This window comes from Trichormus variabilis 0441 (assembly GCF_009856605.1).
In the GTDB taxonomy this organism is placed as follows: domain Bacteria; phylum Cyanobacteriota; class Cyanobacteriia; order Cyanobacteriales; family Nostocaceae; genus Trichormus; species Trichormus variabilis.
Window position 1 is genome coordinate 2,042,956 of record NZ_CP047242.1, and the last position, 25,806, is coordinate 2,068,761.

Consider the following 25,806-nt stretch of genomic DNA (forward strand, 5'->3'; position numbering starts at 1 on the left):
CAATGAAGATAATTATCTTTGCACTTATAAATATGGGCTAAGACTATAAAAGTCAGATTTGATTTCTACAAAAATCAAAATAGTAAACTGGGTATTTTCCAACCCACAAATAATTTGACAATGGAACAATTTATTTTTTTAACTTAATTGCAACCAGAAAACGGAATTATTCCAGAAGACGCTATAAATAATTTTTCTATCTACAAAAGGGCTTGTTTTATAAACTATTAATTCTTGATTTGGTTGCTATTTTAACCTTGGAAAATCATCTATATCTAATGACAGATCCATGAATTCAGCCAACAGATTGATGAAAATAATTGAGAAGACAGAGATAAATAGAAAGTAATGAAATCAATTATTTTCTAAAAAATTAATTACCTAATCTTGTCTTTTGTTGTTTGGAGAAATTAAACAATGGTAGTAGGTGTACATAGACGTGCTGTAGGCGTATTTTCTCATCGCCGAGATGCTGAACAAGCCCTCCACGAATTGAAACAATCCGGTTTTGCAATGGATAGAATTTCCATCATCGCTCAGGATGCAGACCGGGATGAAGAGATTGCTGGTAGCCCCGTGCGAGAGAAAGTAGGCGATAAGTCTGACGAGGGTGCCAAAACAGGGGCTATTACTGGCGGTGCTTTAGGCGGCTTGGGTGGTTTATTAGTTGGTCTTGGCACTCTAGCAATTCCAGGTATTGGGCCTATCATGTTAGCAGGAGCAACTGCGACCACCTTGGCTACAACCCTTGCTGGTGCTGGACTTGGTGCCGTGGCTGGTGGTCTATTGGGTGGGTTAATTGGTTTAGGAATTCCAGAGGAACGAGCTAGAGGCTATGAAGACCGTGTACGCCGTGGTCACTATTTAGTCATAGTAGACGGGACAGATGCAGAAATCGCCCAAGCAGAGGCAATCCTGCGTCGTCGCGGCATAGAAGACTACGATATCTATGATGCCCCTGGAACCGCAGCAGCAGCCACTGGCGTTACTCATCGAGATGTGGTTCCCGCAACAACCAGACAAAGAAGCAGAAGAGCGATCGGTGTATTCCCTCACCGTCGAGATGCAGAAGCCGCATTAACAGAATTGCGGGATGCAGGTTTCTCCATGAATCAAGTTTCCCTCATCGCCAAAGATAGCAGTGATAGCAAAACCACTGGTGCGAACCTCGGTCATGGTAATAAAGCCGACGAAGGAGCCAAGGCTGGAGCCGCTACAGGTGGAGGTTTAGGCGCTTTAGGCGGTCTATTAGTAGGATTGGGTGCTTTGGCAATCCCCGGAGTTGGGCCAGTCATTGCAGGTGGTGCAGCTGCTACCGCGATCGCCACAACTTTAGCAGGTGGCGCTCTCGGTGCAGCCGCAGGTGGAATTGTTGGCGGACTCGTGGGCTTGGGAATCCCTGAAGACAAAGCGCGAGTTTATAGCGATCGCTTCCAAAGAGGTGACTACCTCATCATTGTTGACGGTACAGAGACCGAAATTCAACACGCTGAGGCTATCCTCAAACGTCGTGGTATTCAAGAATACTCAGTTTTTGATGCCACCGATTTACATGATACACACCGCCGAGATGTTGATAGCACAATCACAGGCGATCGCACTTCCTCCACTGTAGGCGATCGTATTTCCTCTACTGTAGGTCACGACACAGAACCAAGCGTAGTGATTATTGATCACCGAGAAGAAAGAATCTAATCCCATTGATGAACTGAGGGACGTGATGTATCGCGTCTCTCAAGAACTAAACAAAATCTATCCTCTCTAAATTATTGATACCCGGAAATAAAGAAATGAAAAAGCTTACTCCTCTTCTAATTAGTTCTTTACTAGTTTTTGGTGCTGCGGCTTGTCAAGATGGTGCAAGAACCAGTCAATCCGCACCCGATACTCCCGCAGAAAATGTACAAGCGCCCTCGGCGGAAGCAACCCAAGCTGCTCAACAAGACGCTCAGAGCGAGGTTCGTAGAGATCAACTCAACTCTGACATCCGCGCCCGCGAACAACGCAACAATGCTACTGGCGGCGATGCACAAAGAGCTGAAGGTGATTTAGCTAGCGAAGTTCGTTCTAAATTAGAGGCAAATATACCTAATGGTGCATTAACAGTCCAAGCAGAAGATAATGGTACTGTCACTGTCGGCGGAACCGTCAACAACCAAGACCAGTTGGCTAAAATCGAACCTTTAGCTAAAGAAATTAAAGGTGTCACCAACGTAGTTGTCAAAGCAACTGTCGCTCCCCCAAACAGTTAAGGGACTTCCAGCTAAAAAATATCCAATCGCTTTGGTAAGCAGGGAAAGCAGGGGGTTCACAAGTGTATGTTTTTTACCAAGCAGTAAGTCATGACTTTGAGACTAACGAGAGAATCATCATTTCACTAACCCCTAAACCCCTACACCCTTATCCAAACCCTTGATTTTTCGCTTTCATACGTAAGTCCTATTTGTATCAGTAGTTAGGTGTACTAACTACTGAGAATTTTCGTTGACAACTGGTGATGGGAATGTTTATGTTTATTTACGTCTAGTAAATTAAAAAAGCTGTTGTAATTACCAACATATAAAAACTATGGAAACCGAACAAAAGCAACCGGAATCCTTAAATACCGAAGTATCTCAGGGAACAATCGCACTGTCTAGTGCAGGACAGAGCAACCTACCTCTATTACCACCAGCTACAGCAACTACTCCTGAGTGGCAGCAAATTACCAATCAAGTAACGGACTTTTTGGCAGAACTTCCCGAATATTTAGGTAGTTTCTATCAACAATACAGCCGCTCAATTCTCACCGTTTTGCTCATCTTAGCGGCACTCGTCACCTTAAAAGTAGTACTAGCTTTGTTAGGTGCAATCAATGGTATTCCCTTGCTAGCGCCGTTATTTGAGTTGATTGGCCTTAGTTACTCAACATGGTTTACTTTCCGTTATCTGATCAAGTCCTCAACTCGCCAAGAATTAACCGCCGAAATTAGGACACTGAAATCTCAAGTTTTTGGGGAATAAATTTCACCCAGATAGCTATCAGAAATCATCTGTAAACAAATAGAAACCCGATTTATGAAATTAAGTCGGGTATTTGCTATTCTTGGGAATTGTATATATCTAAAGAAAGAGGATTTTTCCGAATATTCTATTAAATCACTTCTAAAGATAGTCGATTTGTGATCTTGAAAAAGCATAATCTAGTTCTCGAAGTTTTAACAGATTTTTTAACGAGGACAGATTTATGACTAATGAACCAGTTAAAAGAGCGATCGATTCATCCGAACGGGCAGAGGTCGATATGTACGATAGAGGAATTGTACCTGCCGAAACCGCCGCACGCAAAGAAAGAGAAGGGGCATTATATAAAACACTTCCTACAGAAGAAAGGGAAGCTGACGCACCCACCGATGACCAAACAGATACCCAAAGTATTCGTACCACAGATGGTTACACAGTAGATAAAGAGGGTTTATTAAACAACTACGCTGTTGAACCAGAAATGTACTATGAAGTACCAGGTGATGCTAGAAAAGAAGCAGAAGAGGATACAGCATCACGGGTTCAAGAATTGGCAGAAGTTAACGAAGATAAGGAAGGAGAGTTAACAGAAAAAGGTGATAGTCGTGGTAGAGGGCCAGGATTAGTTTAAACTTTTAAATTTGGATTCAAACTATCATTAAAAACCCGGTTTGTTGGACAATCCGGGTTTTTTAGAATGTACACCCCGATTAAAAATACGGGAGCTTTACGCATAACAACCCTTAAAAGTTCAAGGACCTGGGTTACTGAAACGCGCAGCGACATAAAAAAAAGGCAGGAAGCCCTACCTTTAAACCCAAAAAGCATTTTGTAACCAAATACAAGAATAAATATGGCACACAGTTGTGGCAGCTATATTACAAAACTACGACGAGGTGATGAACAGTTTTAGCTAATTACGGCAGGAGTAGGACTCATGAGTCTACCATCTTCCATCTGGACAATTCGATCAGCAATATTGAGAATACGGTGATCATGAGTAACCATAAGGATTGTACTGCCTTTTACGTGAGCGAGTTTTTGCATTAAGTTAACCACATCTCGTCCCGATTGGCTGTCTAGGGATGCTGTCGGTTCATCTGCTAACACAAGCTGAGGATGACTGACTAAAGCACGGGCGATCGCTACCCTTTGTTTTTGTCCCCCAGATAGTTGATCTGGGTAGTAATGCAGATGGTTTCCTAGTCCCACCTGTTCCAAAATTTGGATTGCACGAGTTTCTAATTCTGCTAATTCAATGTATTGGTGTAGTTCTAACCCCATTTTGACATTTTGCAGCGCGGTTAAACTACCATGCAAATTATGCCCTTGAAAAATATAACCGTTACGCCGTCGCGCCTGTACCAATCTTTCCGCACTAGCACCGTACAATTCTTGTCCCAGCACTCGTAAACTAGCTGACTGGGATGATGTACGCTCCACCAAAGGCGATGAGCTACGCTCCACCAGAGGCGATCGCAATCCCCCCACTAAATTAAGTAAGGTCGTTTTACCGGAACCAGAAGGCCCAGTCAAGATAACGATTTCACCAGCACTAATTTCTAAGTTGATATTAAATAAAACTTGCTTACGCAGTGAACCATTACCAAAGTAGTGATCAAGATTCCGAACGGAAATGACTTTCAGCATAAATGGGTACTGGGGATTGGGGATTGGTTACTGGGTACTAAGGATGGGGTTTCCGCCGTGAGAGGGAGCCTACTTACTACTCAGCACTCAACAAGGGTTGAACTCCCTGCTACCGCCAACAGAATTTAAAACATCTCGGCTGGATCGGCGGCTTGAAGTTTACGGGTGGCGATCGCTCCTGAAATTGCACACATAATGATTGTGAGGATTAATACTTGCAATGCCCGGATGACTGTCATGTACATAGGTAAGTTTGTGGCAGTGCGAGTAAGGTGGTACAGTCCTAAGGAGACTGATAAGCCGGGAAGAAAGCCCAGTAATGCTAAAATTACGGCTTCTTCAAAGATCACACCTAGTAGGTAATAATGGCGATAGCCGATGGCTTTGAAGGTGGCGTACTCTCGCAAGTGAGTATTAACATCAGTAGACAAGACTTGATACACAATAATCACACCAACTACAAAGCCCATTGACACCCCAATGCTGAAAATAAATCCTATGGGGGAGTTAGTGCGCCAAAAATTATTTTCAAATTCGATAAATTCGTCGTGTGTCAGCACTTTTACATCTTGTGAGAGACGAGATTTTAAGGCTGCGGCTACCTGTTGGCGATTCGCTTTGGATTCCAACTGAATCAAACCAACACTGACACTAGAAGCTGGTTGTCGCGGAAACAAGCGCAAGAAGTTTTGATCGCTGGTAATCAAAGTACCATCAGCGCTGAAGGAAGCCCCTAATTTAAATAAACCAGTAATAGTCACCGTACGCCTTTCTAGTTCGGTTTTGACAGGTTGTCCTTGTTCTAGTTGGGCGATGGTTTCTTGGTAATCACCTCTAGACGCACGGTCAAATATCACGGTATCCGGTAACTTAATTTCTGATAGTTTTTGATTAACTTCAGGAAAGTCCACAGCCGGTCTATCGGGATTAATCCCAATGACCAAAATTTCCGTATCACGGCGTGTCTGGGGATTTTTCCACAGCATATTACTCACATACATCGCTTCCGCCGACTTCACCCCTGGGACATCCATTGCTTGGTAAAGTCGCCGACGTGAAAACATAGAAATGCGTTGTAAGTTCCGCGTTTGAGAACCGATGACAATAATATCAGCCTGCAAACTGCGATGTAATGTGGTGTTACTGTCATACAGCGCCGCTTGAAACCCAAGCTGCATAAACATTAGCAAGTCAGCAAAAGCAATACCTGACAATGCTACTAAAAGCCTACTTCTTTCATGGCTCAGTTGCAGCCATCCTAAAGGAGTTCGTCGCCGCAATTGTTGAAACATAAAAAATTGGGAATGAGTAGTGAGTGCTGAGTCCTAAGTAGTGAGTCATTAATTCTTAATTCCTAATTCCTAATTTTGAATTTTGAATTTTGAATTGATATCACAGTTCAATGACCGCTTTAATCTGCATATTTGTTAAATCAGCAGCTTTTTGGCTAGAAGTAGGATCTAAACGAATGTGGACTTCTACTACTCGGTTATCAATGTTGCTCGCAGGGTCAGTGTTGACTACATTTTGCCGCCGTATCTGTAAGCCTTTGCGTTCGACGGTTCCCTGCATTTCTACAGGTAAGTAATCACCGATAATTCTTACTTTTTGTCCTGGTTTGACTCGGCTAATATCACTTTCGTAGACTTCGGCGACTACGTACATTTGGTTTGTTTGTCCAATATCAACAATGCCATCAGTTGAGACTAATTCCCCTGGATGGGTGTGAATCTCAAACACTTGAGCATCTTGAGGTGATGACCCTCCCAACTCTTTTGGCCATCGCACGTAGGCTTGTTGTAAATGCACTTTTGCTTGGTTCACGGCGGCTATGGCGCGATTAACTTCGGCTTTAGCAGCTTCTACATCTACGCCACGAACTTCGGTGATTTGTGTTAACGTGGCTTTGGCTTGTTGCAGTTGTTGTTGGCTGGTGGTTTGGATGCGCTGCAAGTCCGCTTGGGCTTCTTGGAGGGTTTTTTGGGCAGTTTCTAAGTTTAAGCGCTTGCGATCGCCTTCAGACGCGGAAACGGCTCCTTGTTGATACAGTGCTTGATAGCGTTGGTTTTCGGCTGTGGCGTTTTTGACTTCGGCTTGCAATCGCGCTACAGTAGCTAGTTGTGCCGCAATATTACCTCTACCTTCCGCCTCTAACTTGGCAATTGTGGCTTGTTGTGCCGCAATTTCTCCGCCTTTCGCTCCAGCTTGGGTACGGTTAAGGTTGGCTTGGGCTACTTTTACTTGTTCTTGGGCTTCTTTTAAAGCCGCTTCTAAGCGATCGCGGCTATCTAAAATCGCAATTAATTGTCCCGGTTTTACCCTATCCCCCTCTTTGACTAACAATTGTTCTACCCGACTACCTTCACTGGATGTAGTCGCCGAGAGTTTAATCACTTTCCCCTTTGGTTCAATTCGTCCTAAAGCTGTAACCGTTTTTAGCTCTGGTAACAATGCCCCCGGTGCTTGTACCTTTTGGTTAGATGCTTCCCGAAAATTTAAACCTATATAAAAACTGATTCCTATGGCAACAAACGATGCAAAACAAGCTAAAAAAATCGCTGGACGTAAAATCGATTGAGGAGAAATTGAACGGTCGAGCTTTGAATTCTGCACAATCGCTTACCTTTGTAGCAATTTCAACTTCGCTGACTCAAATCGAATTTTATTAAGTTTGTCAGTTGTCAGTAGTCAGTTGTCAGTAGTCATTGGTCAATAGTCCATAGTCCATAGTTATTCTTCTCTGCTCCCCTTACACCCTTACACCCTTACACCCTTACACCCTTACACCCCGTCTATCTTCAATTTCATAACTGATACATCTACTCGATATCTGATCTGAGATATACAAAACTAAACTGTATAGTTATATAATATGATTATACTAAACCGATTAGTTTAGTCAATAGTTATTTTAGTCATTGATTTGGACTACAGACTCAATTAATACTTCTACGGATTATTGAAAAATGGCACGCCCAAAGATTGGGGAAACAGATCGTTCAAATTCTACCGATAAAGTCGAGAAGATTCTGCAAGGTGCGATGCAGGAATTTTTAGCCCACGGCTATGCTGCCACTAGTATGGATAAAGTAGCGGAAGCTGCTGGAGTTTCCAAAGCAACAGTATATAGCCACTTTCAGGATAAAGAAGGTTTATTTAAAGCATTAATAGAGAAACTGGCCAAAAAACGCTTTCAGAAAATTTTGGGAACCCAAGCCTTGCAAGGGGAACCTTATATAGTGCTGAGAAGGTTAGCGAAAACCGCCTTACATCAAATGATAGACGATCCAGAATATCAGTCATTTGAGCGCTTGTTGATTGGTGAGTCGGCACGTTTTCCAGGGTTAGCGCAAATTTTTATCGGTAGCATCGCCAAGCCAGCCATAGAAACCATTAGTAAATATATAGCTTCCCGTCCTGAACTCAACATCCCCGATCCAGAAGCCACAGCCAGAATTTTGATTGGATCATTAGTGCATTTTGTGATGACACAAGAGATTATGCACGGTAAAGATATTATGCCAATGGAGAGCGATCGCCTCATCGATGCCTTGACCCACCTCATTATTAACTGTGCCGAGTAAGCTTTTAATTTAGGATTTTTTTAGTAATTATGTACTATAATATACTGGTATTCAAAAGCTGAAATACAAATTTTCTATCGAACTACTGTATGTTAAATGACGGCAAAAAATCCCCAATAAACCAAGCTAACGCTCTTTATCGACATGGTGACGTTTTGCTGAGGCGGATTAATAGCATTCCCAATGCTGCCCAAAAACGAGTAGGTACGACTCTGGCTCATGGTGAAGTGACAGGACACAGCCATCGTATAAGGGAATCTCATGGTGTGCAGTTGTGGGTACATGGTAGCGAGATGTTTCTAGAAGTTAAACAAGCCAGTGCTACCTTAATTCATGAAGAACACCGAGCCATTGAATTACCCCAAGGGCTATACCGCGTTTGGAGACAACGGGAATACCGTCCTGATGCTTACGTAGAGGTAGAAGATTAATGCTGAACATGATGTCAGGGGGGCGTATCCCCAAGAAGCGATCGCCACAACCTCCCCAAGAAAATCATCAGCCTGTATCGCCGCAACTGGGGCGAAAACTCATCCTTGAACACCGTGCATGGGAGGGGATACGCGTTTTGGGGCATCTGGATTTAAGCGGTGCGACAGAGCTTTACAATCTACCAGAAAATCTCACCTGTGAAAGTCTAGATATTAGTGGCTGTGTAAACCTAGTCAATCTTCCCCCTGGTCTCCATGTCACCCGTTGGATTGAGTTGGCTGGAAGTGGAATTACAAGTTTAGGGGTGGGACATGGTTTCGTGTTGCGTTGGCGAGGTGTCGAGGTAAACGATTACATAGCCTTTGAATCTCAGTCCATCACCGGGCAAGATATTCTCAAAATAGAGAACGTTGAGTTACGGCGGGTGCTAATTGAGCGTCTGGGATACGAAACATTTTTACAGCAAGTGGGGGGATTAGTGCGCGATCGCGACAAAGATGCCGGTGGGGAACGTCAACTAGTCTACATCCCCTTTGAAGATGATGAAGCTCTCATGGTCTTAAAGGTCACTTGTCCCTCCACCGGACACATTCACATCCTCCGTGTCCCTCCCCAGATGCAGAGTTGCCATCAAGCAGCAGCATGGGTGGCTGGTTTTAACAACCCAGACGACTATCACCCCCTAATAGAGGCTTGATTGGGTGAAAAAGACGCGATAAATCGCGTCTCTAAAGTTGGTTTATTTGTCGCTTTCTTTATGCAAATTGGTATCAAAAACAGCTTGCCTTAACCAAGAAACTCCCTAGCCAAACTTGATATTACACTCCTAAATCCCTACGGGCAACGTGGATGAATACCGCCTTGAGTGCAAATGTAAGCTAGTTGTTTGCCATCCAGATTTTTAGCCTGAGAAAAATCTACCCCTTTAACTACCGCAGATACAGAACCTAATTCTGGGGTTTGTACGAATTGGTCTGCTGGGTCTTGTTTGTTGGGTGTGAGAATTGTGTCTTTAAAATCAGCACCGGCGACATTAGCTCCCCGCAAATCGACCAAACTTAAATCAGCATTGCGTAGGTTAGCGTTTTCTAGTTGAGCAGAGCGTAAGATTGCCCCTGTCATGCGAGTGGCGCTGAGGTCAGCATTGCTGAGATTTGCCCGTTCTAAATCAGCGCCGGAGAGGTCGGAACTTTGCCAATCAGTTTTAGTTAAGTTGGCAAAGGATAATTGAGCGCCTATGGCGATAACTCGACTAAGACGCGCACCGTAGAGGTTGGCTTCTTGTAATTTAGCATCACCTAAATCAGCCCCTGTCAAGCTGGCATTTTCTAAAACTGTACCCCGCAAATCAGCTCCTACTAATTGGGCGCTGCTGAGGTTAGCACCAATCAAGCGTGCATTAGATAAATTAGCTCTGTTGAGGGTGGCGCGGCTTAAATCGCTACGAGTCATGAGGACGCGGCTGAGGTTAGCATCAGTGAAATTGGCTTGTTTCATCTGGGCTTGACTTAAATCAGCGATCGCATCATCATAGGTGTCCAAGCGCCCATCATCACCGACACTGCGAAAACGGCTACCCTTAAAACTAGCTTGGTTAAGATTGGCAGATTTGAACTTAATGCCTGATAAATCAATATTGTCTAAAACCAAGTTAAAAAACGAACCACCCACAGTCCCGCTTTGGCCTAGTTGAGTCCGACTCAGGTCAAGGCCTAAAGTTTTACCACCATAAACATTGAGAATTTTATTAATTGTCTGCTGGTTAGTTTGTAAACGTTTTTGGCGAACTTCCCGTTCTGGGGATGCGCTACCAACAGAGTCTAATTCTGTCGCCAAAAACTGATTTTTGTTTTGTAATTCGGGGATGGCGGCGGTGCCTACGCTGGTGAGTGCCTGTTGGATGGTATCTATGAGAATAGGGTTAGTTTCCTTCACCATCATGTCCGTCAAAAATTGGATAGATTGGAAATCTTTCAGGCTACCCAAAGCCAAAATTGTCCTCTGACGGTCTTCAATGCTGGCTCCAGACTCAGGACTTAATTGTTTCACTAGTTCCAAGAACTGCTGACTGTTAATTTTCTGCGATTCCCGATTCCCTTGCTGAGTCTGAATATAAACTTGAGTCCCAATTAGAGTAGCTAGTACAGCCGTCATACTGGTGAGGGCAACACCAAATAAGGTGAGGCTGGGGTTTTGCTGCATCCGTCGCCACAAGGAAATCAAGTTACTGTTGTCCGTGGTGATGACTTCTGCTTGGGGATAGCTCATAGCCATTGCCGTTGTGGCTAAGGCAGTATTCCCTTCTTCAGGTTGAGGACTGATACCAGATAAACCTCCTCCACTGGGGGCTAAATCTGGGGATGCTACAGGGCGATTAGCATCGACTACATAAGTACCCGCCAACCAATCATGTAAGGCTTTCCGTCCCCGACGGGCGGGTAAAGCCAAAGCCTCACCTATGACCATTAACACTGCCAATGATGTAAACAAGCCCAAATTGGGAAAAGCAAAACTGTAGCGCCACAGAATGTAAGCAACAGACATGGGTACAGTCCAACGACCAATACCTTCACGGACGACAACGGCGGCTAAACCTGGGGGAGTACCTTCTTCATTGACTACCTTCACCCCAAACCAACGCTTAGGCAGAGTACTACCCGTTTTTGCTAGTAAGTATAATTGCCACCAAGAAAGAGCTGTGGGTGCTAACAAAGCTAACATCCATAGGTAGTTAGTCGGCCAAGCTACATTTCGTACACCATAGTCTGCCGGTAATGCCAAAGGTCTGGCGATCGCTCTTTCTACAACTACTAATCCTGGGTTGAGGGGTTCTCGATTAATATCACTTCTGGAATTGATATACGCCCCTAGACCAAAAGGAACCAAACCGGTGGCAGCCAATAAGGTAATTTCCGTTGCCCAAGCGGCCAAGCGCCTTGTAGCTAGGGGTAGTGAATTGGGTGTTGCTAAATTTTTGCTTGGTGGATTATTACTTTTTTTAACAATTGGAGTCGTCATTTTTAGATAATTCCCTTTAAGTTTATTCTTTTGCCGCATTCCGGCATCATTAACATAAGACTATTGCTTATTTTGAGAATTGCCAGATACCAAAAATTTGTATCCAAGATACACTAACCCGGCTAACAGCGCCAAAGATATTGCCGATACAACGACTTTTAACACCATTTGGGCGATCGCTATGCCTAATACTACCGACACACCCACAACTATGAGCTTTTTTGTCCCGGATAAGCCATTAAACCAGAGTTGTAATTTCTGAACACTAGCGTTCTGATTTAGCCAATTCAACGGCGAATTTTTTTCTGTCCCTGGAGACTGGGCATTCATCTCCGCCTCTAGCTGTCGGAGACGACGCTCTAAATCATCTTCTGGTTGAGGACTCATGAATCTTTTTTTACCTCAGTTAAGATATTTAACAACGGAATTTGGAATGAGAGAAATGTAAGAGGCTAGAAGCAAGGGCAATACCCTTCCGTGAAGGCAAGACTGTACCAGTTCCTAATTCTTACCCATCCCCATTACCCCTTATCCCCAGAGGGACTCCACCTTCCCCATTCCCTCTTTTCAATACAGCTATCCTATTAATTAGACACTTTATCTAATCTTTAACATTTAGCCATATATTCATTAAATTAGTAGATAAAATTTTATACAATCTATTTTGGAACATAGACGTAATAGCAACGTCTTTTAACTCAGACTATTTATTACATATATCGCTCTAAAAATAGTCGGGAGCATTAATTCATTATGAAGAAGTTTAGCCTATTTAAAGTTGTTCCCGCAGCTTTAGGGATGATTTTAGCATCAAGTCAAGCTAATTTAGCTCAAGTACCATCAATTCAGATCAATCAGAAATTGCCTTCAGATCCATTGGTCTTGAGTGGTCAGTCTGGTGGAACAGTCAAAAGCAATTGTGGCAATGTCGCTGCTACACCCAATCAAATGATTCAAGTTACAGAAGCACTACCTTATTTACGATTGACCGTGGAAGGTCAAGGTAAGCCCACATTATTGATTGATGGGCCTGGTGGGCGTTTCTGTGTTTTACCAGATACTTACTCAGGTAGTAAAGCTGAACTATCAGGTTATTGGCAGCCAGGAAGGTACTTGCTAAAAGTAGGGAATATATTACCAGGACAGCATAATTACAACCTCTCAATTTCCCAAGAAAAGCTGCCCAACAGCAGCAAAAGTATCCAGTCTCGGTAGAGGAGCAGGTTTGATCTGAGCGGAGTCGAAGGGGAACAAGAAAATTCTGAGTAATAGAACTTACCCATGAAAACGAAACATCAAGAGTGTGTTAGGCGCTGATTTCCCTGATGATTGCTCACAAAATAACTATCCTCGCACATAACGCACCGCCTCATAGAAGGTGCGTTACGGCTAAATTTTCTTGTCTCTAAATCCCAAATTCTTTCATAGCCGTAACACAACGGCAATATCCCAAATTCTTTCATAGCCGTAACACAACGGCAATAAAGCGGGAAGAAAATCTACACCGCTTTTTGCCTCCCCTACTTAAGATTTACTTTATAAATGGTCTCTTAGTGCCTGCTTTTAAAACTAGACAGACAAGCTTCTAGGTGTGGACAGTCTTCGCACTGCATTTCTTTACCAGGGTTAGGACATCCACAAGGAGGATTAACAAAACAATCATTTGGATTTGTGGGGAATAAATGCTTTTTGCATAGCAATTGTAAGGCGGCTTCATGTAGACAAAAAATACAATCTTGCACCATTCTCATCTCCTTATAAGGTGGAATTATGACGCTACTGACCACCTAATCCAAGCTGAAACTTGGTCTTCCACTACAAACACTCGTTTTTGCGAATTAGCAGTTTCCGCCACCAGCACTTTCAGTGTCACCGTATCTATATTGTTAATCAGGTAGTTTCCGTAACCAACAACTTTTCCCAAATGCCCAGTTTGTTGATTAAGTACATAATCTCCTGTGGAGAACATAACAGTATTACAACTTTTAAAAATAAATTCGACATACTATATTGATTCTGGATGAACAATTTAGTAAAAGCCTCATACTTGTAGATTGTTCTAATTGAAACCCCGGAAATATATTCCAGTTCTTGACTCTCTGCCCTTGGATATAATCAAGACTTACGCACCCAGGTTGTCTGTTGAGATTGGGTGTAATGATGTAAACGTCCGAACCCTTGATTGTTCGTTCTCACGGGTAAGTTTTAACCTCTGTGCAACTTTTTCCTCGTCTTTACGTCTCACACTGAGAATACCTAATTACCTATCGTAGATATTGCCTACGCCATACTACCTGCTACGCTCTATAACTACTTAGCCTAACATTTTCATGAAAACCCCATCATAATCGCTGCGAAACTTGCATTCATAGCTGATTAAATGGCGGATAACAGGAGCATATGCTGATAATCACTAATTATTGGTGAAATTAGCAAAAATACTCAATTTATTTTCAGTAAAATCACCCTTATTTAAATTAAGCTACTGAGTTTATGCTAGCGTTTCAAAGATTACTTGCTAGCCTCCGTTTTCTTATCTTATATTGCATTAATTTATAGCTAGATGTACTGCTGTGATTAATTTATAGGTAATTGGCTTTCTAAAGCACAGCATTTAATCTTTCAGTGGTGTACAATATATAATCCTTGCGAAGTATTGACTTTTTGGAGATTGTAATTATTCATATTGCATATTTTCACAAAAAGTTATAAATTATTAATCTGTAGGGGAAAATGAGTCTTTAAAACCAAATCCTAATTTATTCAGGATATGAGGAACTATTAAGACTTCATCTAAACCTTAAACAGCCCCAGGGATATGTTTTTATTTGGTAAAGCATAGTTCCAGCAATAATAATGGAACGACAGATAATCTAAAAATATATCTTTATAGTACGGTTTTTAGTAATTGCTTGATAAGTTGAGGTAATTAATTACAGTTATAGCTGTAACTTATCACAATCATCAGTGATTGCTAGCAAATTAATTGTGCATTCAGAATTATAAAAATCAACGGCTTTTAAAATTTATATTCGGTTGTTATCTCAATTGATGTAGGCTATTTAAACAATTATCTTTGCTATTTATGTGAAGGTAAGACTACCAAAGCGCATCTACCAACAATTCACACCCCCAATGGAGTTAATCTGGCGATGCAGAAGCTAAACGGACTGCTAACAAATGACATTATAGAAGAATCAGCATGGGAAGCTCTAGAAAAGTCAATTTTATATTATAAAGGTCGTCCAGTAGGGACGGTTGCAGCCTTTGATGCTTCTGTAGAAGCATTAAATTACGACCAATGTTTTGTGAGAGATTTTGTTTCATCAGCATTAATTTTTTTGATTAAGGGTAAAACAGATATTGTCCGCAACTTTCTAGAAGAAACATTAAAATTACAGCCTAAAGATAGACAGTTAGATGCTTATAAGCCGGGGCGGGGATTAATTCCAGCCAGCTTTAAAGTAGTCTCAGATAATGGTGAAGAATATTTAGAAGCGGATTTTGGTGAACACGCGATCGCACGCGTTACACCAGTTGATTCTTGTTTATGGTGGATTCTTTTATTGCGTGCTTATGTAGTAGCCACCAAAGATTTTTCTCTAGCATATCAGCCAGAATTCCAAACAGGTATTCGGCTAATTATGGAAATATGCTTGGCAAATCGTTTTGATATGTATCCAACATTATTGGTTCCTGATGGTGCCTGCATGATTGACCGCCGATTAGGTATTTATGGTCATCCTTTGGAACTACAAGTTTTATTTTATGCGGCGTTACGTGCAGCCCGTGAAATGTTAATTTGTCAAGGAAATCAAGATGTTGTGGAAGCAATTGATAACCGCCTACCGCTTTTGTGCGCCCACATCCGCCAACATTATTGGATAGATATTAATCGCTTAAATGCAATTTATCGCTTCAAGAGTGAAGAATACGGTAAAGCAGCCGTCAACTTATTTAACATTTATGTAGACTCTATTCCCTATTACGAATTAGATAAATGGTTGCCTAAAAAAGGTGGTTATTTAGCTGGTAATGTTGGCCCTTCCCAGTTGGATACTCGCTTTTTTGCCCTGGGTAATTTGATGGCGATTATTTCTGACTTAGCCACAGAGGAACAGTCACAAGCTATTATGACTCTCATCGAAGATAGATGGGAAGATTTGGTAGGAGATATGCCAATGAAAATCTGCTACCCAGCTTTAGAAGATGAAGAATATAGAATTGTCACAGGGTGCGACCCGAAAAATATACCTTGGTCGTATCATAATGCAGGAAGTTGGCCAGTTTTGATGTGGATGCTAGCAGCAGCATCTGTAAAAGCTGGGAAACCTTATATAGCAGGTAAAGCCATTGAAATTGCTCAAGCACGCCTTTTAGAAGATGAGTGGCCAGAGTATTACGATGGCAAAAAAGGACGACTCATCGGTAAACAAGCCAGAAAATATCAAACCTGGACAATAGCTGGCTTTTTATTAGCGGCGGAATTGATGGAAAATCCTTCTCATTTATCATTAATTAGCTTTGATAAACTACCATCAGAATTGGTTTCCAGGGCGTGTGAGTTTGAAATTGGCAGTGTAGATACTTCTATCTCTCTATAAATTTTTATCTACACTCATATGCTCTAAGATTTTATATGCGTAACCCCTTGTAATTGCCAGGGGTTTTTTTATGAGAAATTAGTACATCCATCTGAGCAAGGCTTCCAGAGCGATCGCCTCTGGCGGACAGGTACACTATCCCACAACCTCAAGCTAGATGACGAAACCAAGTACTAGGGTAATTTTAAGACTTGTGTGTACACAGTAGGTTTTATATACCCTTAAATCCTATATCCATTTCTACCTTTTGTTCTGTGGGAGTTGAAGCAATTGGAGATTTATGAGAAGTTTGACGGCTTTTGCTAACTTGGCTGAGAAAGATACCTAGCATAATCAAGCTACCACCAAGATATTGAGCCATCGTCGGGACTTCACCTAATATGAAATAAGCTGCCATAATACCTGCAATTGGTGTAAATGAAGCAACTAAGGATGCTGTGGAGACAGTAGAACTTTTCAACCCTATAATCCAGAATGACTGACCTACAACCACAATTACACCACCATAAAGAAACATCCATTGCCACAAAAATGGTGAGAAGACATCAGCAAAATGATCTCTACCATAGAGTAATAGAGCAATAAAGAAAAAGATAACGGTTCCCAGTGCAGTCCGAAAGATGCTGTAAATTCCTAAAGGGATATGAGTTAAATATTTTTTACCGATAATTGTAGAAATAGCTAAAGTGATAGACCCTAAGGCTACTAGCAATTCTCCTAAACCCAATTGCCAACCTCCCATATTCATCATGTCTGACCCCGGAGGTTGAAGGATAATAGTTAAGATAACACCAGTAAATGCGGCGATCGCTCCGATAAATTCCCCAAAACCGATCCGCTCTTTTAACAACCAAACCGATAAAGCCAAAGCAAGAGTTGGTTCTAAGCGTCCCACCAAAATCACATTATTCACCCCTGTGAGTGACAATGCTTGAAAAATTAAGCCAGGCGCTAGCGCTCCTGATAATATGGCTACTGCTGTTAAACCAAGCCAATCCTTCTTGGACAGTTGCGCTAAAGTAGCTTTGTTCCACTGTCTGTTATAGATGAGGAGCATCACCATCAAGGCGCATAAGTTCCCCACAAACAAAACATTACATAAAGAAATGGGATTGCGTCCATCAATAAAGTGACGAGCGCCAATTTCCGTGAGCTTCCGGGTAACTGCACTAGATGCACCAAAAATGAAGATGGCTAGCCAAAGATATACTTGTCCAGAAACTCTGTGGATTAGGCGACTTCGTCCTCTAAATTTAATCACAATCACATCACAGCAATATAAAGCATCATTCGCTATGGTAATTTACTTCAATCTATTTAAAAATTAGGTTTTGCTGAGAGTAGCCTTAAATCAAGATGTGATTTTGAATTATGGTGTAAGTTTCTGAAAAAACGCTGAGAATTAACTTAATAGAATTAATAGATAAACTCAGGAAAATCATGAATTGGTTTCAATAAGCTCTCAGTCCTCAGTGGGATAGTTTGGATGTTCGAGATAAGTCAAACATCCAGGAGTCACCAATGAAACTCGCGCCATTAATTACAACTTTTGCATTGACTAGTTTTTTAACGGTCTGGGATGCACCATTAAAAGTAATCAATCCTGCATTAGTTCAAGCATCAGCTCAAGAATTATCAGTAAGTCAGAAAATATCATTAGTTACTAAAAATAAGGGTCAGATTGGTGGTGGTGATCAGTTGCGTCGTTTCTTTTTCGGAGATTTGGAACCAATTGGAATTCAAGCAGGTGGCGCAGGCCATGTAGTTAACCTTTATAACAAAGCCAACAATGTGACATTCTCTTATTGTTCAACTTATGATGTAGTTGTTGCGGTTAAAAAAGGTAAGATCACTAAATTTGAACCTAATGAAGTGAAGTAGTTAGAGGGCTGTATAGAAAAAATAATCAACAGTCTTATTGCTGAATTAGGGAAAAATGGAAATAAGCATCATCCTTTTTCCCTTTAATTATTTTTTCATAAACTTTCCTCTTCAATTTTCATGAAGTTACTTGGTAAGTATAATCTTTATAAACTTCAAAATATCCCAGGGTCTGGAAAGTAGCTATAGGCAATCGTACACTTACTATAGTACCTTTTGTGATATCAGACTCAATAGATAATTTCCCATAATGAGCATGGACGATGCGTTGGACAATGGCAAGTCCTAAGCCAGTGCCGTGAGGTTTTGTAGAAAAGAATGGCTGAGTTAATTTTGATAAAATCTCTGGGGGAATTGGTTCACCACGATTACAAATATTTATACAGACTTCATCTGGCGATGAAATATTTACTTCCCATTGAACAACCTCTCCGGCTGAAATTGCCTCACAGGCATTGCGGATAGTATTAATAAATAACTGTTTAAGTTTATCTTTATCTGCTAATATTTTAACTGAAGTTGATGAGGGAATGAATTCGATTTTACGTGAGAGTGCTTCTGGCATTTGACGCACTAATATAAGTAACTCACTAATAAATTTATTAACCTCTAATTCACATATTTGTAAAACTTGAGGTTTTGCATAAAGCAAAATTTCACTTAGTAGATTATCTAAGCGACAAGCTTCACTAACTGCTAATGATAATCGCTCTTGAGCATCTGATGACAAAATTGTTTTTTGAGAATATTTTAATCCCATGATCATTGTAGTTAAAGGATTGCGAATTTCATGCACAATCATGGCTGCAAATTCACCAATAGCTGCTAGTCTTTCCTTTTCTACAAGCTTGCTTTGTGTTGCTTTTAATTCTGCTGTACGTTTTTCTACTTCCGCTTCCAAAATATGATTAAATTGGCACTGCTCCTTATATAAGCGATAATTATCAATGGCTGTAGCAGCACGTTCGGCAAATAATTCTGTAAACTGGATTTCTTCTGGACTAAACTCTCGTGATTCGTGATGAAATGAGCAAATAGTACCAATTACTTCGCCTTCAGCAGTCCGTAACGGTATCCCTAAATAAGCTCGGTAGCCTTCTGGAGGCTGACCATATTCTGGATGTTTACTTGTATCTTCTACTACTAAGGAGTTACCAGTTTCTATAACGGTGTTCGTTAGGGAACCATGTAGTGAATAAACGTGTTCGCCTACACCCATATTAATATTACTGGCTAGGACTTTCTCAAATCCTTGTTGACACAATGTGACTACCGACCAATCTACATTGAGTAACTTGCTGACTCCACAAGCAATGTTAAACAGATAGCCGCTTAGTTCTCCAGTCCGATAGTTTAAAGATGATAAAAGAGCGATCGCCAGACGCTCACGTTGCCACATTTGATTTTGCAAAAAAATTCCATCATCAATGGCTTTAACCATAAATACCTATAACAAACTTCGGGAAATTATTTTTGAAATATCTATGTTAAATTGCGGTGAGAAACTTCTGATTATCTCCTCAAGAAGATATCAGTTTTATAGATATAAGCACTGAGATATTTATAATTTTTTAACTAATTAAACAAGAAGTAACTCAGTGTCAAGACTAAATTAAAACTGAAACTGTTAAATGCTGGGTTTTAACAATACACTACTGATAATATAAAGCCCAAGGGATTATTAATCTTTTGTGAAGTTCATCAGTAGAGATAGAATGTAGGTATTGCTATAATGGCTTTCGGAATCATAGAAGTTTTTAGGAAATTCTCAGCTTAAATTAATTTAATCACTAAGTAATATATTTTAATTAATATTAAAGAGATAAAATATCGGATACTTAACCTGCATATTTGAATTTAGGAACAAAAGCCCACAAGGATGGTATTCCAGATATAAAACCCCTAGCCAGTGGCAACTGACACGCGCAGCACAAGGAAAATATTTGGTATTTTATTGGTAATAACTACCCTATTTACTTTAGTCTGCAAGAGCGGTAATTGTAAATCAGCTATAACTAAAGATGTAGGGGTTAACAGTCAAGCTAAATTTAACAGCTTGATTTTATTATCAAAGCCTTATTTGCTACTCAAAAACAGTGAATAACATTAAAAAAAATTGGATAAATATCGACCCATTTTCCCTACAGTTACGCCTAACAGTTGGTATGGCTTCCTTTTCAGCTTTGGTATTAGGTAGCCTGGCTACCTGGACAAGTTGGAAGATGCAGCAAATTTTAATTGATAGCCGTAAACATGAGGTAGAACAAATAGCCAAGCGTTTACCACAAGACCTGCAAATTTATAGCAGAATGATGCAACCTGAGATGAGTTTACAAAAGGCTATTAATAATTTTGCGAATACTAACACATTGATATGGTTTAAAAATTCTAACAATGAAATATTATCAAAAACTGAAAATTTAGATTTATTACCTGACTCTTTGGTAGCTAAGTTAATGAAATTGACTCAGATGCCGATTAAAGCGCAAGTTTATCAAATTGATCCCAGCTATTTTGTTGTATGTGGAACTTCTATCAAAGTCCAAGGTAAGTTGTTGGGTGAGTTATTTGTAGTCAAGGATATTACCCGCGAACAAACCATGTTTGTAGCAATGGTGCGTAATTTAGGTATTACTAGTATTCTGGCAATTATTATTCTGACTGTAGCGATCGCATTTTATATCAGGCGCTCTCTACAACCTTTGCGCCAACTCAGTCAAATGACTGCTGTGATTTCTGCTGAAGATTTAGGGCAAGCCCAATTATATCTTGATAATGCTCCTAGCGAAGTCAAGGAATTAGCACAAACCTTAACTATGCTTTTATCCCGTCTTGCCCAATCCTGGGAACAGGAGCGGGAATTTGTCAGTAATGTTTCTCACGAATTACGTACACCCTTAACGATTGTATATGGTTATTTACAAAGCGTATTGCGGCGGCAAAATAATTTAACCCCTCTTCAACAAGAAGCTTTAGAAATTGCTGCATCAGAAGCGGAAAGAACTATCCGCCTGTTACAAGATTTACTAGATTTAGCAAGAGCAGATAGCGGTTATTTATACTTTCAGATGAAAACTTATGTGCTGAATGACATAGTTGCAGAAATTGTAGTCATGGCTGAAAAGTATAGCGATCGCCTAATTACTATCGAGTCAACAATTTCCCCTATTGAAGTGAAAGTAGATTACAGTCGCTTTAAACAAGTATTACTGAATTTGATTGATAATGCTGTTAAGTATTCTGAAGCTGATACACCCATAACCTTTAAGTTAGATCAACTTCAAGACACAGCAATTATTCAAGTTTGTGATCAAGGTTATGGTATTCCTTTGCAACACCAAGCCCGGATTTTTGAGCGATTTTATCGTATAGATGAATCTCGCTCCCAGGCGACTGGCGGCTGTGGTTTGGGTTTATCGATTGTCAAAACGCTGGTAGAGGGTATGGGAGGTAGTGTTAGCGTGCAATCAAAGTTAGGAGAAGGGAGCATATTTACAATAATTCTGCCGAGATAGACAAAGTATGAATCAATTCAAAATACCCTACAGGAAGCTAAAGCTAGAAAATTAAAGACAGCCATCCACAAGTAGTGAGTTTTTCAACTTAATTTTCTTATGAAAAAGAAATTAAATATAAAATTTTATATTTAGTTATTGAATTTATTAACTATAGGATTACTATTTGATTTTTCAATTATATGTAAGGTGGGAAATGCACACTAAAACCCTGATATGGTGGGCATTAACCACCCTACAGATACTTACGTTTATTCAATGTTTAAATATGATTCCTATAATTAGTTAATGAAGTATATTTCTTTAACTCAAGAGTCAGATATCAGATAAATTTGACTTCTGATTCCTGACTCCTAATTGCTCACGTATATACTAATTCTTATCATAAATATCGATTCTGGCTGTACCAACAGGAATATCTCCTGTCAATCCAACCCTTCTAGCCGTCACGCCGTAAAGCAGTACGTCTTGACCTAAGCTATTTCTTCGTACACCTGTTAGTTCTACTTCTACAGAAGCACCAGATGTTACAGGTTCATCAAAAGTGATTGACAAATTTTCTTTACTAATCTCTGTTTTAGCGGAAATTGCTTTACCTGATTCATCCCTAATTCTCACTCCATTAAAACGTTCCATTTGACTTGGTAATGAAATCATGAGGTCTTGCAAAGACATACCTACTACTGCCAGTCGAATAAAGTGATTACCATTACGGACACCAGAGTTTGTAATATGGGGAACGTTAACATTCAGCGCCACCTGAGATAGTTTGTTGATATTTGAACCAGATTGTTCATGTTTTACAGGTGTAGCTATAGCTACAGCAGATGTAGAAAGAATAAGAGCAGATAAGCTACCGTAAATTAGACTTTTCATGATGCAATTTTCATTTTTAGGTGAATTACTTGCTTGGTGTTAATCAAGCAGTGTAATTAACAGATTGCTTCATAAAGATGAATTCAAGCTGATATATAAATTAAAGCAGTATGAAATTTGTTGATCAATAATCTTATAAAAATTAGCGTGGATTTGAGAAGTTAGAAATTTTCTCAGGAAAAACTTAAAATTTCTTCAGGAAAAACTCACTTTTATCGTGACAGTTTATGTTAGCCTGATCAATCAGGATTTTTTAGCAAAATTTATATACAAAATTTTCTATATGGATAAAGCACAAAGCTAAGTAGAACAGGGTAAATAATGAAATATTCGTAGTGAGAAATTTAGTCCTCAAACAAAGACTAAATTCATTACTAAGAAATGAAGCCTAGCATTTTTACATCACTTGACATAACTTGGTTTTTTCAAGTCGTTCCACTTATGTGTTTACAGGTATTTAGAGGTGGTTTTAAGAATAGTGGCTGTACTTCACTGAGTTGAGAAATATTGTATTAACCAATGTTTTGAAAGACTAATTTAGAAGCTGAAATTAATTTTATAGACGAGATTCGGAAAAAAATATCTCATGCCTTTAGGATATGAATCAATAATATTGAATGACTCGGTTACAGAGATAACACTGATAACCAAGAAACTTAAGTGTCGAGTTATTTCTTAATAAACCCAGAGTTAGTTTAAGAGTGCAATTTTCTCGGACAATCACCGATGATAGGAACAAAAATATGACAGCACACATTCTTTTGGTTGAAGATGAAGTTAAACTAGCGCGGTTTGTCGAATTGGAACTGAGTAGTGAAGGTTACAAAGTCAGTGTTGCTCATGATGGAATTACTGGACTCACCTTGGCGCGGGAGTCAACGCCTGATTTAGCGGTTCTTGATTGGATGTTACCAGGACTATCAGGTTTAGAAATTTGCCGCCGTCTGCGAGCAACGGGTAATTCAATACCTGTAATTTTGTTAACTGCCAGAGATGAAGTGAGCGATCGCGTGGCAGGATTAGATGCAGGAGCTGATGATTATGTAGTCAAACCCTTTAGCATTGAGGAATTATTGGCAAGAATTCGCGCCCATCTGCGCCGCACCCAAGAAACAGATGAAGATTTATTGCAGTTTGAAGACCTAAGTTTAAATCGCCGCACTCGTGAAGTGTTTCGGGGTAACAGAGCAATTGAATTAACAGCAAAGGAGTTTGATTTATTAGAGTATCTTCTTTCCCATCCCCGTCAGGTTTTTACCAGAGATCAAATTCTCGAAAAAGTTTGGGGTTATGATTTTATGGGTGATTCCAACATCATCGAAGTTTACATCCGTTATTTGCGGCTTAAGTTAGAAGAACACAACGAAAAGCGTTTGATTCATACAGTCCGTGGTGTAGGATATGCACTACGAGAATATCCCAACAAATAATTTCACCGTGGAAAACTTACCAATTAAGAATTTATAGTGAAAAAGTGACCAATCACTCAGATTTCCATTGACTACGAACACAAAATCATTAGCAGGGGTTGCTACTGTATTCCCTGACGATTCCAGCTTTTTCCCCTTGAACAGCTGGTATCTAATGTTGTGGCCTTAGTTAAAAGTTTGATGGTTGTAGATGAATATAGGAATAATTGAGCCTTACAGTGACGGATTTTTGGAAGTCTTACCAGAAGGTGAAAGCAGCGACTATTGGCAAATTGCCGCTATACACATCAATGGTCAAGCTTACTGCCCTACTCCTCAGCTTTATCGTTCAGAAAAACTAGCCTTAGCAAAAGCTGCAAAAATTTATGATTGGATAGCTGAACAAGAATCAGGCACGAGTGATGGGACTTACTATTGTTCTCCATTGCAACTTATTCTCTGGCAGCAATCTAAAGCATCTTAATTCACCTGTGGGTAATGCTAGAGACTATGTTTAAACCCAAAACCAGAGCAGCGAAAATTTAAGCCTAGTTGTACGTTAGGGTGTGCTTTATTTAAGCACACTATTTCTCGTTTATGAAGTAACTACTTCCGCTACTAGCTATGATTTCATTTTGATTTCTCTATTTGCCACAAACGATTTTTGAATTGGTATAATAAAAAGTGTTTGACACTCAATGGTGTAGTAAAATTTTGCAAGAGTTAATAGCAAAATTAATTATGATTCAATGGCTTTTACCTATAGGATTGCCCATATTTGCTTTAATAACGGGACTGATTAGTGAAAAATTTATAATTAATAAGTTTAAAAACTTCGTCTATAAAAAAGAAATACCCGGAAGCCATATAATTTTTAAGTCTCTGCAAGGTATGCTCCTAACTTGGTTCATACTTGCGGGCATTTTAGGAGCAGTTATCGCTGCTCCTTTGAAGCCAGATTTTACTAATTTATTGCAAAAAATTATTACAATATTTTTCTTATCTTCACTGACATTAGTTTTAGCTAGGTTAGTTTCAGGTTTCATCAGACTATACACTTATAGAACAGAAAGAGCTACAGCGTCTTTAATTTCTAACTTAGCCAAAGCTACTGTTTTAGTTTTGGGTTGCCTAATTTTGTTGCAAACATTGGGAATTGAAATTACACCCATTATTACAACTTTAGGAATCGGTGGTTTAGCAGTTGGTTTGGCGCTACAAGATACACTAGCAAATTTATTCTCCGGCTTTCATTTAATTATTTCTAAGCAAGTTAGAACTGGAGATTATGTCAAATTAGATGCTGGACAAGAAGGTTACGTTACCGATATTTCTTGGCGTAATACCACAATTAAAGAGTTTTCCAATAATGTAATTATTGTCCCTAATTCTAAACTGGCCTCGGCAATCTTTACTAACTATCATTTACCAGCTAAAGAAATCACATTAACAATGAACGTCGGTGTTAGTTATGATAGTTATTTAGATCAAGTTGAAAGAGTGACGGTAGAAGTTGCCAAAGAAGTTATGCAGGAGATTGCCCCAGAATTAAAAGAACATGAGCCATATATAAGGTTCCATACCTTTGGGGATTTTAGTATAGATTTTACATTATATATGCGTGTCAACGAATACTTTGACCAGCGTATTGGCAAACATTTATTTATTAAAAAACTACACAAACGCTATCAGGAAAATGGTATTTCAATTCCTTTTCCTGTGAGAAATGTGTATATTCAAGATCCCAATAACAATTAGAGAAGAGAAGCAAATAGTTGATATTTTGTTTTTTGTGCATACTTCTGCTGTTGTCATCGCTGATTAGTCAGGGTTG

The 25,806-nt window shown here is 40.0% G+C and carries 23 protein-coding genes; 14 read left to right on the forward strand and 9 right to left on the reverse strand.

The features are described from left to right. Positions 1-417: 417 nt before the first annotated feature. The 4 genes from GSQ19_RS08185 to GSQ19_RS08200 all read left to right on the forward strand — a co-directional run bounded on the left by GSQ19_RS08185 (position 418) and on the right by GSQ19_RS08200 (position 3,634). On the forward strand, positions 418-1,695 hold the full coding sequence (locus GSQ19_RS08185; protein ID WP_011317466.1) for a general stress protein: 1,278 nt from the start codon (positions 418-420) through the stop codon (positions 1,693-1,695). A gap of 95 nt (positions 1,696-1,790) precedes the next feature. Then, positions 1,791-2,252 carry a BON domain-containing protein gene (locus tag GSQ19_RS08190; RefSeq protein ID WP_011317467.1) on the forward strand — a complete coding sequence of 154 codons (462 nt, stop codon included), beginning with the start codon at positions 1,791-1,793 and terminating at the stop codon, positions 2,250-2,252. Positions 2,253-2,568: 316 nt separating this feature from the next. Then, complete coding sequence (locus tag GSQ19_RS08195) at positions 2,569-3,003, forward strand: CAAD domain-containing protein (protein WP_011317468.1); 435 nt, start codon at positions 2,569-2,571, stop codon at positions 3,001-3,003. A 223-nt stretch (positions 3,004-3,226) separates the two neighbouring features. After that, positions 3,227-3,634, forward strand: a complete 408-nt coding sequence (locus GSQ19_RS08200; RefSeq protein ID WP_011317469.1) for a hypothetical protein — start codon at positions 3,227-3,229, stop codon at positions 3,632-3,634. A gap of 278 nt (positions 3,635-3,912) precedes the next feature. On the opposite strand, the gene GSQ19_RS08205 is transcribed toward GSQ19_RS08200, so the two are convergent. From GSQ19_RS08205 to GSQ19_RS08215, 3 genes are all read right to left on the reverse strand, one after another. Further along, complete coding sequence (locus tag GSQ19_RS08205) at positions 3,913-4,653, reverse strand: DevA family ABC transporter ATP-binding protein (protein ID WP_011317470.1); 741 nt, start codon at positions 4,651-4,653, stop codon at positions 3,913-3,915. Between the two features lie 125 nt (positions 4,654-4,778). Continuing rightward, positions 4,779-5,945, reverse strand: a complete 1,167-nt coding sequence (gene devC, locus GSQ19_RS08210; RefSeq protein WP_011317471.1) for an ABC transporter permease DevC — start codon at positions 5,943-5,945, stop codon at positions 4,779-4,781. Positions 5,946-6,045: 100 nt separating this feature from the next. Next, complete coding sequence (locus GSQ19_RS08215) at positions 6,046-7,266, reverse strand: ABC exporter membrane fusion protein (RefSeq protein WP_011317472.1); 1,221 nt, start codon at positions 7,264-7,266, stop codon at positions 6,046-6,048. 353 nt (positions 7,267-7,619) lie between these two features. Between GSQ19_RS08215 and GSQ19_RS08220 the strand changes: the two genes are divergently transcribed. The 3 genes from GSQ19_RS08220 (at position 7,620) to GSQ19_RS08230 (ending at position 9,366) form a co-directional block, all read left to right on the forward strand. Continuing rightward, entirely contained in the window at positions 7,620-8,237 is a 618-nt protein-coding gene (locus GSQ19_RS08220; RefSeq protein WP_011317473.1) for a TetR/AcrR family transcriptional regulator, read from the forward strand. An 89-nt stretch (positions 8,238-8,326) separates the two neighbouring features. Beyond that, entirely contained in the window at positions 8,327-8,668 is a 342-nt protein-coding gene (locus GSQ19_RS08225; protein WP_011317474.1) for a hypothetical protein, read from the forward strand. Further along, positions 8,668-9,366, forward strand: coding sequence for a DUF6745 domain-containing protein (locus GSQ19_RS08230; protein ID WP_011317475.1), 699 nt, complete (start codon positions 8,668-8,670; stop codon positions 9,364-9,366). Before GSQ19_RS08225 ends, GSQ19_RS08230 begins: the two co-directional genes overlap by 1 nt. Positions 9,367-9,503: 137 nt before the next feature. Here GSQ19_RS08230 and hglK read toward each other — a convergent pair whose 3' ends face one another. Continuing rightward, positions 9,504-11,687 carry a heterocyst-specific glycolipids-directing protein HglK gene (gene hglK / locus GSQ19_RS08235; RefSeq protein ID WP_011317476.1) on the reverse strand — a complete coding sequence of 728 codons (2,184 nt, stop codon included), beginning with the start codon at positions 11,685-11,687 and terminating at the stop codon, positions 9,504-9,506. Between the two features lie 60 nt (positions 11,688-11,747). Then, positions 11,748-12,074: a hypothetical protein gene (locus GSQ19_RS08240; RefSeq protein WP_011317477.1), complete on the reverse strand. Its 327-nt coding sequence runs from the start codon at positions 12,072-12,074 to the stop codon at positions 11,748-11,750. 366 nt (positions 12,075-12,440) lie between these two features. On the opposite strand from GSQ19_RS08240, the gene GSQ19_RS08245 reads away from it, so the two are divergent. Further along, positions 12,441-12,902 (forward strand): hypothetical protein, encoded by a 462-nt coding sequence (locus GSQ19_RS08245; protein WP_011317478.1) that lies wholly within the window; start codon positions 12,441-12,443, stop codon positions 12,900-12,902. A gap of 553 nt (positions 12,903-13,455) precedes the next feature. On the opposite strand, the gene GSQ19_RS08250 is transcribed toward GSQ19_RS08245, so the two are convergent. Then, positions 13,456-13,656: a hypothetical protein gene (locus GSQ19_RS08250; RefSeq protein WP_011317479.1), complete on the reverse strand. Its 201-nt coding sequence runs from the start codon at positions 13,654-13,656 to the stop codon at positions 13,456-13,458. Positions 13,657-14,839: 1,183 nt separating this feature from the next. Between GSQ19_RS08250 and GSQ19_RS08255 the strand changes: the two genes are divergently transcribed. Next, positions 14,840-16,291: a glycoside hydrolase 100 family protein gene (locus tag GSQ19_RS08255; protein WP_011317480.1), complete on the forward strand. Its 1,452-nt coding sequence runs from the start codon at positions 14,840-14,842 to the stop codon at positions 16,289-16,291. Positions 16,292-16,502: 211 nt separating this feature from the next. Here GSQ19_RS08255 and GSQ19_RS08260 read toward each other — a convergent pair whose 3' ends face one another. Further along, positions 16,503-17,558, reverse strand: a complete 1,056-nt coding sequence (locus GSQ19_RS08260; protein WP_104009883.1) for a DMT family transporter — start codon at positions 17,556-17,558, stop codon at positions 16,503-16,505. 254 nt (positions 17,559-17,812) lie between these two features. Here GSQ19_RS08260 and GSQ19_RS08265 point away from each other — a divergent pair, with 254 nt between their 5' ends. Next, positions 17,813-18,172 (forward strand): hypothetical protein, encoded by a 360-nt coding sequence (locus GSQ19_RS08265; RefSeq protein ID WP_011317482.1) that lies wholly within the window; start codon positions 17,813-17,815, stop codon positions 18,170-18,172. Positions 18,173-18,290: 118 nt separating this feature from the next. Here the strand turns inward: GSQ19_RS08265 and GSQ19_RS08270 are convergent, their stop codons facing one another. Next, positions 18,291-19,613: an ATP-binding protein gene (locus GSQ19_RS08270; RefSeq protein ID WP_011317483.1), complete on the reverse strand. Its 1,323-nt coding sequence runs from the start codon at positions 19,611-19,613 to the stop codon at positions 18,291-18,293. Positions 19,614-20,268: 655 nt separating this feature from the next. Here GSQ19_RS08270 and GSQ19_RS08275 point away from each other — a divergent pair. After that, a complete protein-coding gene (locus GSQ19_RS08275; RefSeq protein WP_011317484.1) occupies positions 20,269-21,687 on the forward strand; it encodes a sensor histidine kinase in 1,419 nt (472 codons plus the stop codon). A 372-nt stretch (positions 21,688-22,059) separates the two neighbouring features. On the opposite strand, the gene GSQ19_RS08280 is transcribed toward GSQ19_RS08275, so the two are convergent. Continuing rightward, positions 22,060-22,563, reverse strand: coding sequence for a DUF2808 domain-containing protein (locus GSQ19_RS08280; protein ID WP_011317485.1), 504 nt, complete (start codon positions 22,561-22,563; stop codon positions 22,060-22,062). A gap of 743 nt (positions 22,564-23,306) precedes the next feature. On the opposite strand from GSQ19_RS08280, the gene GSQ19_RS08285 reads away from it, so the two are divergent. The 3 genes from GSQ19_RS08285 (at position 23,307) to GSQ19_RS08295 (ending at position 25,730) form a co-directional block, all read left to right on the forward strand. Next, the gene (locus tag GSQ19_RS08285) at positions 23,307-23,993 is read left to right on the forward strand and encodes a response regulator transcription factor (RefSeq protein ID WP_011317486.1); all 687 of its coding nucleotides are present in this window, start codon (positions 23,307-23,309) and stop codon (positions 23,991-23,993) included. A 190-nt stretch (positions 23,994-24,183) separates the two neighbouring features. Then, complete coding sequence (locus tag GSQ19_RS08290; protein WP_011317487.1) at positions 24,184-24,456, forward strand: hypothetical protein; 273 nt, start codon at positions 24,184-24,186, stop codon at positions 24,454-24,456. A gap of 257 nt (positions 24,457-24,713) precedes the next feature. After that, a complete protein-coding gene (locus GSQ19_RS08295; RefSeq protein WP_011317488.1) occupies positions 24,714-25,730 on the forward strand; it encodes a mechanosensitive ion channel family protein in 1,017 nt (338 codons plus the stop codon). The last annotated feature ends 76 nt before the right edge of the window (positions 25,731-25,806 follow it).

Bases quoted from the DNA above. Each gene is read 5' to 3' on its own strand.
- GSQ19_RS08185 (WP_011317466.1), top strand. From the start codon at position 418: ATGGTAGTAGGTGTACATAGACGTGCTGTAGGCGTATTTTCTCATCGC.
- GSQ19_RS08190 (WP_011317467.1), top strand. From the start codon at position 1,791: ATGAAAAAGCTTACTCCTCTTCTAATTAGTTCTTTACTAGTTTTTGGT.
- GSQ19_RS08195 (WP_011317468.1), top strand. From the start codon at position 2,569: ATGGAAACCGAACAAAAGCAACCGGAATCCTTAAATACCGAAGTATCT.
- GSQ19_RS08200 (WP_011317469.1), top strand. From the start codon at position 3,227: ATGACTAATGAACCAGTTAAAAGAGCGATCGATTCATCCGAACGGGCA.
- GSQ19_RS08205 (WP_011317470.1), bottom strand. From the start codon at position 4,653: ATGCTGAAAGTCATTTCCGTTCGGAATCTTGATCACTACTTTGGTAAT.
- devC (WP_011317471.1), bottom strand. From the start codon at position 5,945: ATGTTTCAACAATTGCGGCGACGAACTCCTTTAGGATGGCTGCAACTG.
- GSQ19_RS08220 (WP_011317473.1), top strand. From the start codon at position 7,620: ATGGCACGCCCAAAGATTGGGGAAACAGATCGTTCAAATTCTACCGAT.
- GSQ19_RS08225 (WP_011317474.1), top strand. From the start codon at position 8,327: ATGTTAAATGACGGCAAAAAATCCCCAATAAACCAAGCTAACGCTCTT.
- GSQ19_RS08230 (WP_011317475.1), top strand. From the start codon at position 8,668: ATGCTGAACATGATGTCAGGGGGGCGTATCCCCAAGAAGCGATCGCCA.
- hglK (WP_011317476.1), bottom strand. From the start codon at position 11,687: ATGACGACTCCAATTGTTAAAAAAAGTAATAATCCACCAAGCAAAAAT.
- GSQ19_RS08240 (WP_011317477.1), bottom strand. From the start codon at position 12,074: ATGAGTCCTCAACCAGAAGATGATTTAGAGCGTCGTCTCCGACAGCTA.
- GSQ19_RS08245 (WP_011317478.1), top strand. From the start codon at position 12,441: ATGAAGAAGTTTAGCCTATTTAAAGTTGTTCCCGCAGCTTTAGGGATG.
- GSQ19_RS08250 (WP_011317479.1), bottom strand. From the start codon at position 13,656: ATGTTCTCCACAGGAGATTATGTACTTAATCAACAAACTGGGCATTTG.
- GSQ19_RS08255 (WP_011317480.1), top strand. From the start codon at position 14,840: ATGCAGAAGCTAAACGGACTGCTAACAAATGACATTATAGAAGAATCA.
- GSQ19_RS08265 (WP_011317482.1), top strand. From the start codon at position 17,813: ATGAAACTCGCGCCATTAATTACAACTTTTGCATTGACTAGTTTTTTA.
- GSQ19_RS08270 (WP_011317483.1), bottom strand. From the start codon at position 19,613: ATGGTTAAAGCCATTGATGATGGAATTTTTTTGCAAAATCAAATGTGG.
- GSQ19_RS08280 (WP_011317485.1), bottom strand. From the start codon at position 22,563: ATGAAAAGTCTAATTTACGGTAGCTTATCTGCTCTTATTCTTTCTACA.
- GSQ19_RS08285 (WP_011317486.1), top strand. From the start codon at position 23,307: ATGACAGCACACATTCTTTTGGTTGAAGATGAAGTTAAACTAGCGCGG.
- GSQ19_RS08290 (WP_011317487.1), top strand. From the start codon at position 24,184: ATGAATATAGGAATAATTGAGCCTTACAGTGACGGATTTTTGGAAGTC.
- GSQ19_RS08295 (WP_011317488.1), top strand. From the start codon at position 24,714: ATGATTCAATGGCTTTTACCTATAGGATTGCCCATATTTGCTTTAATA.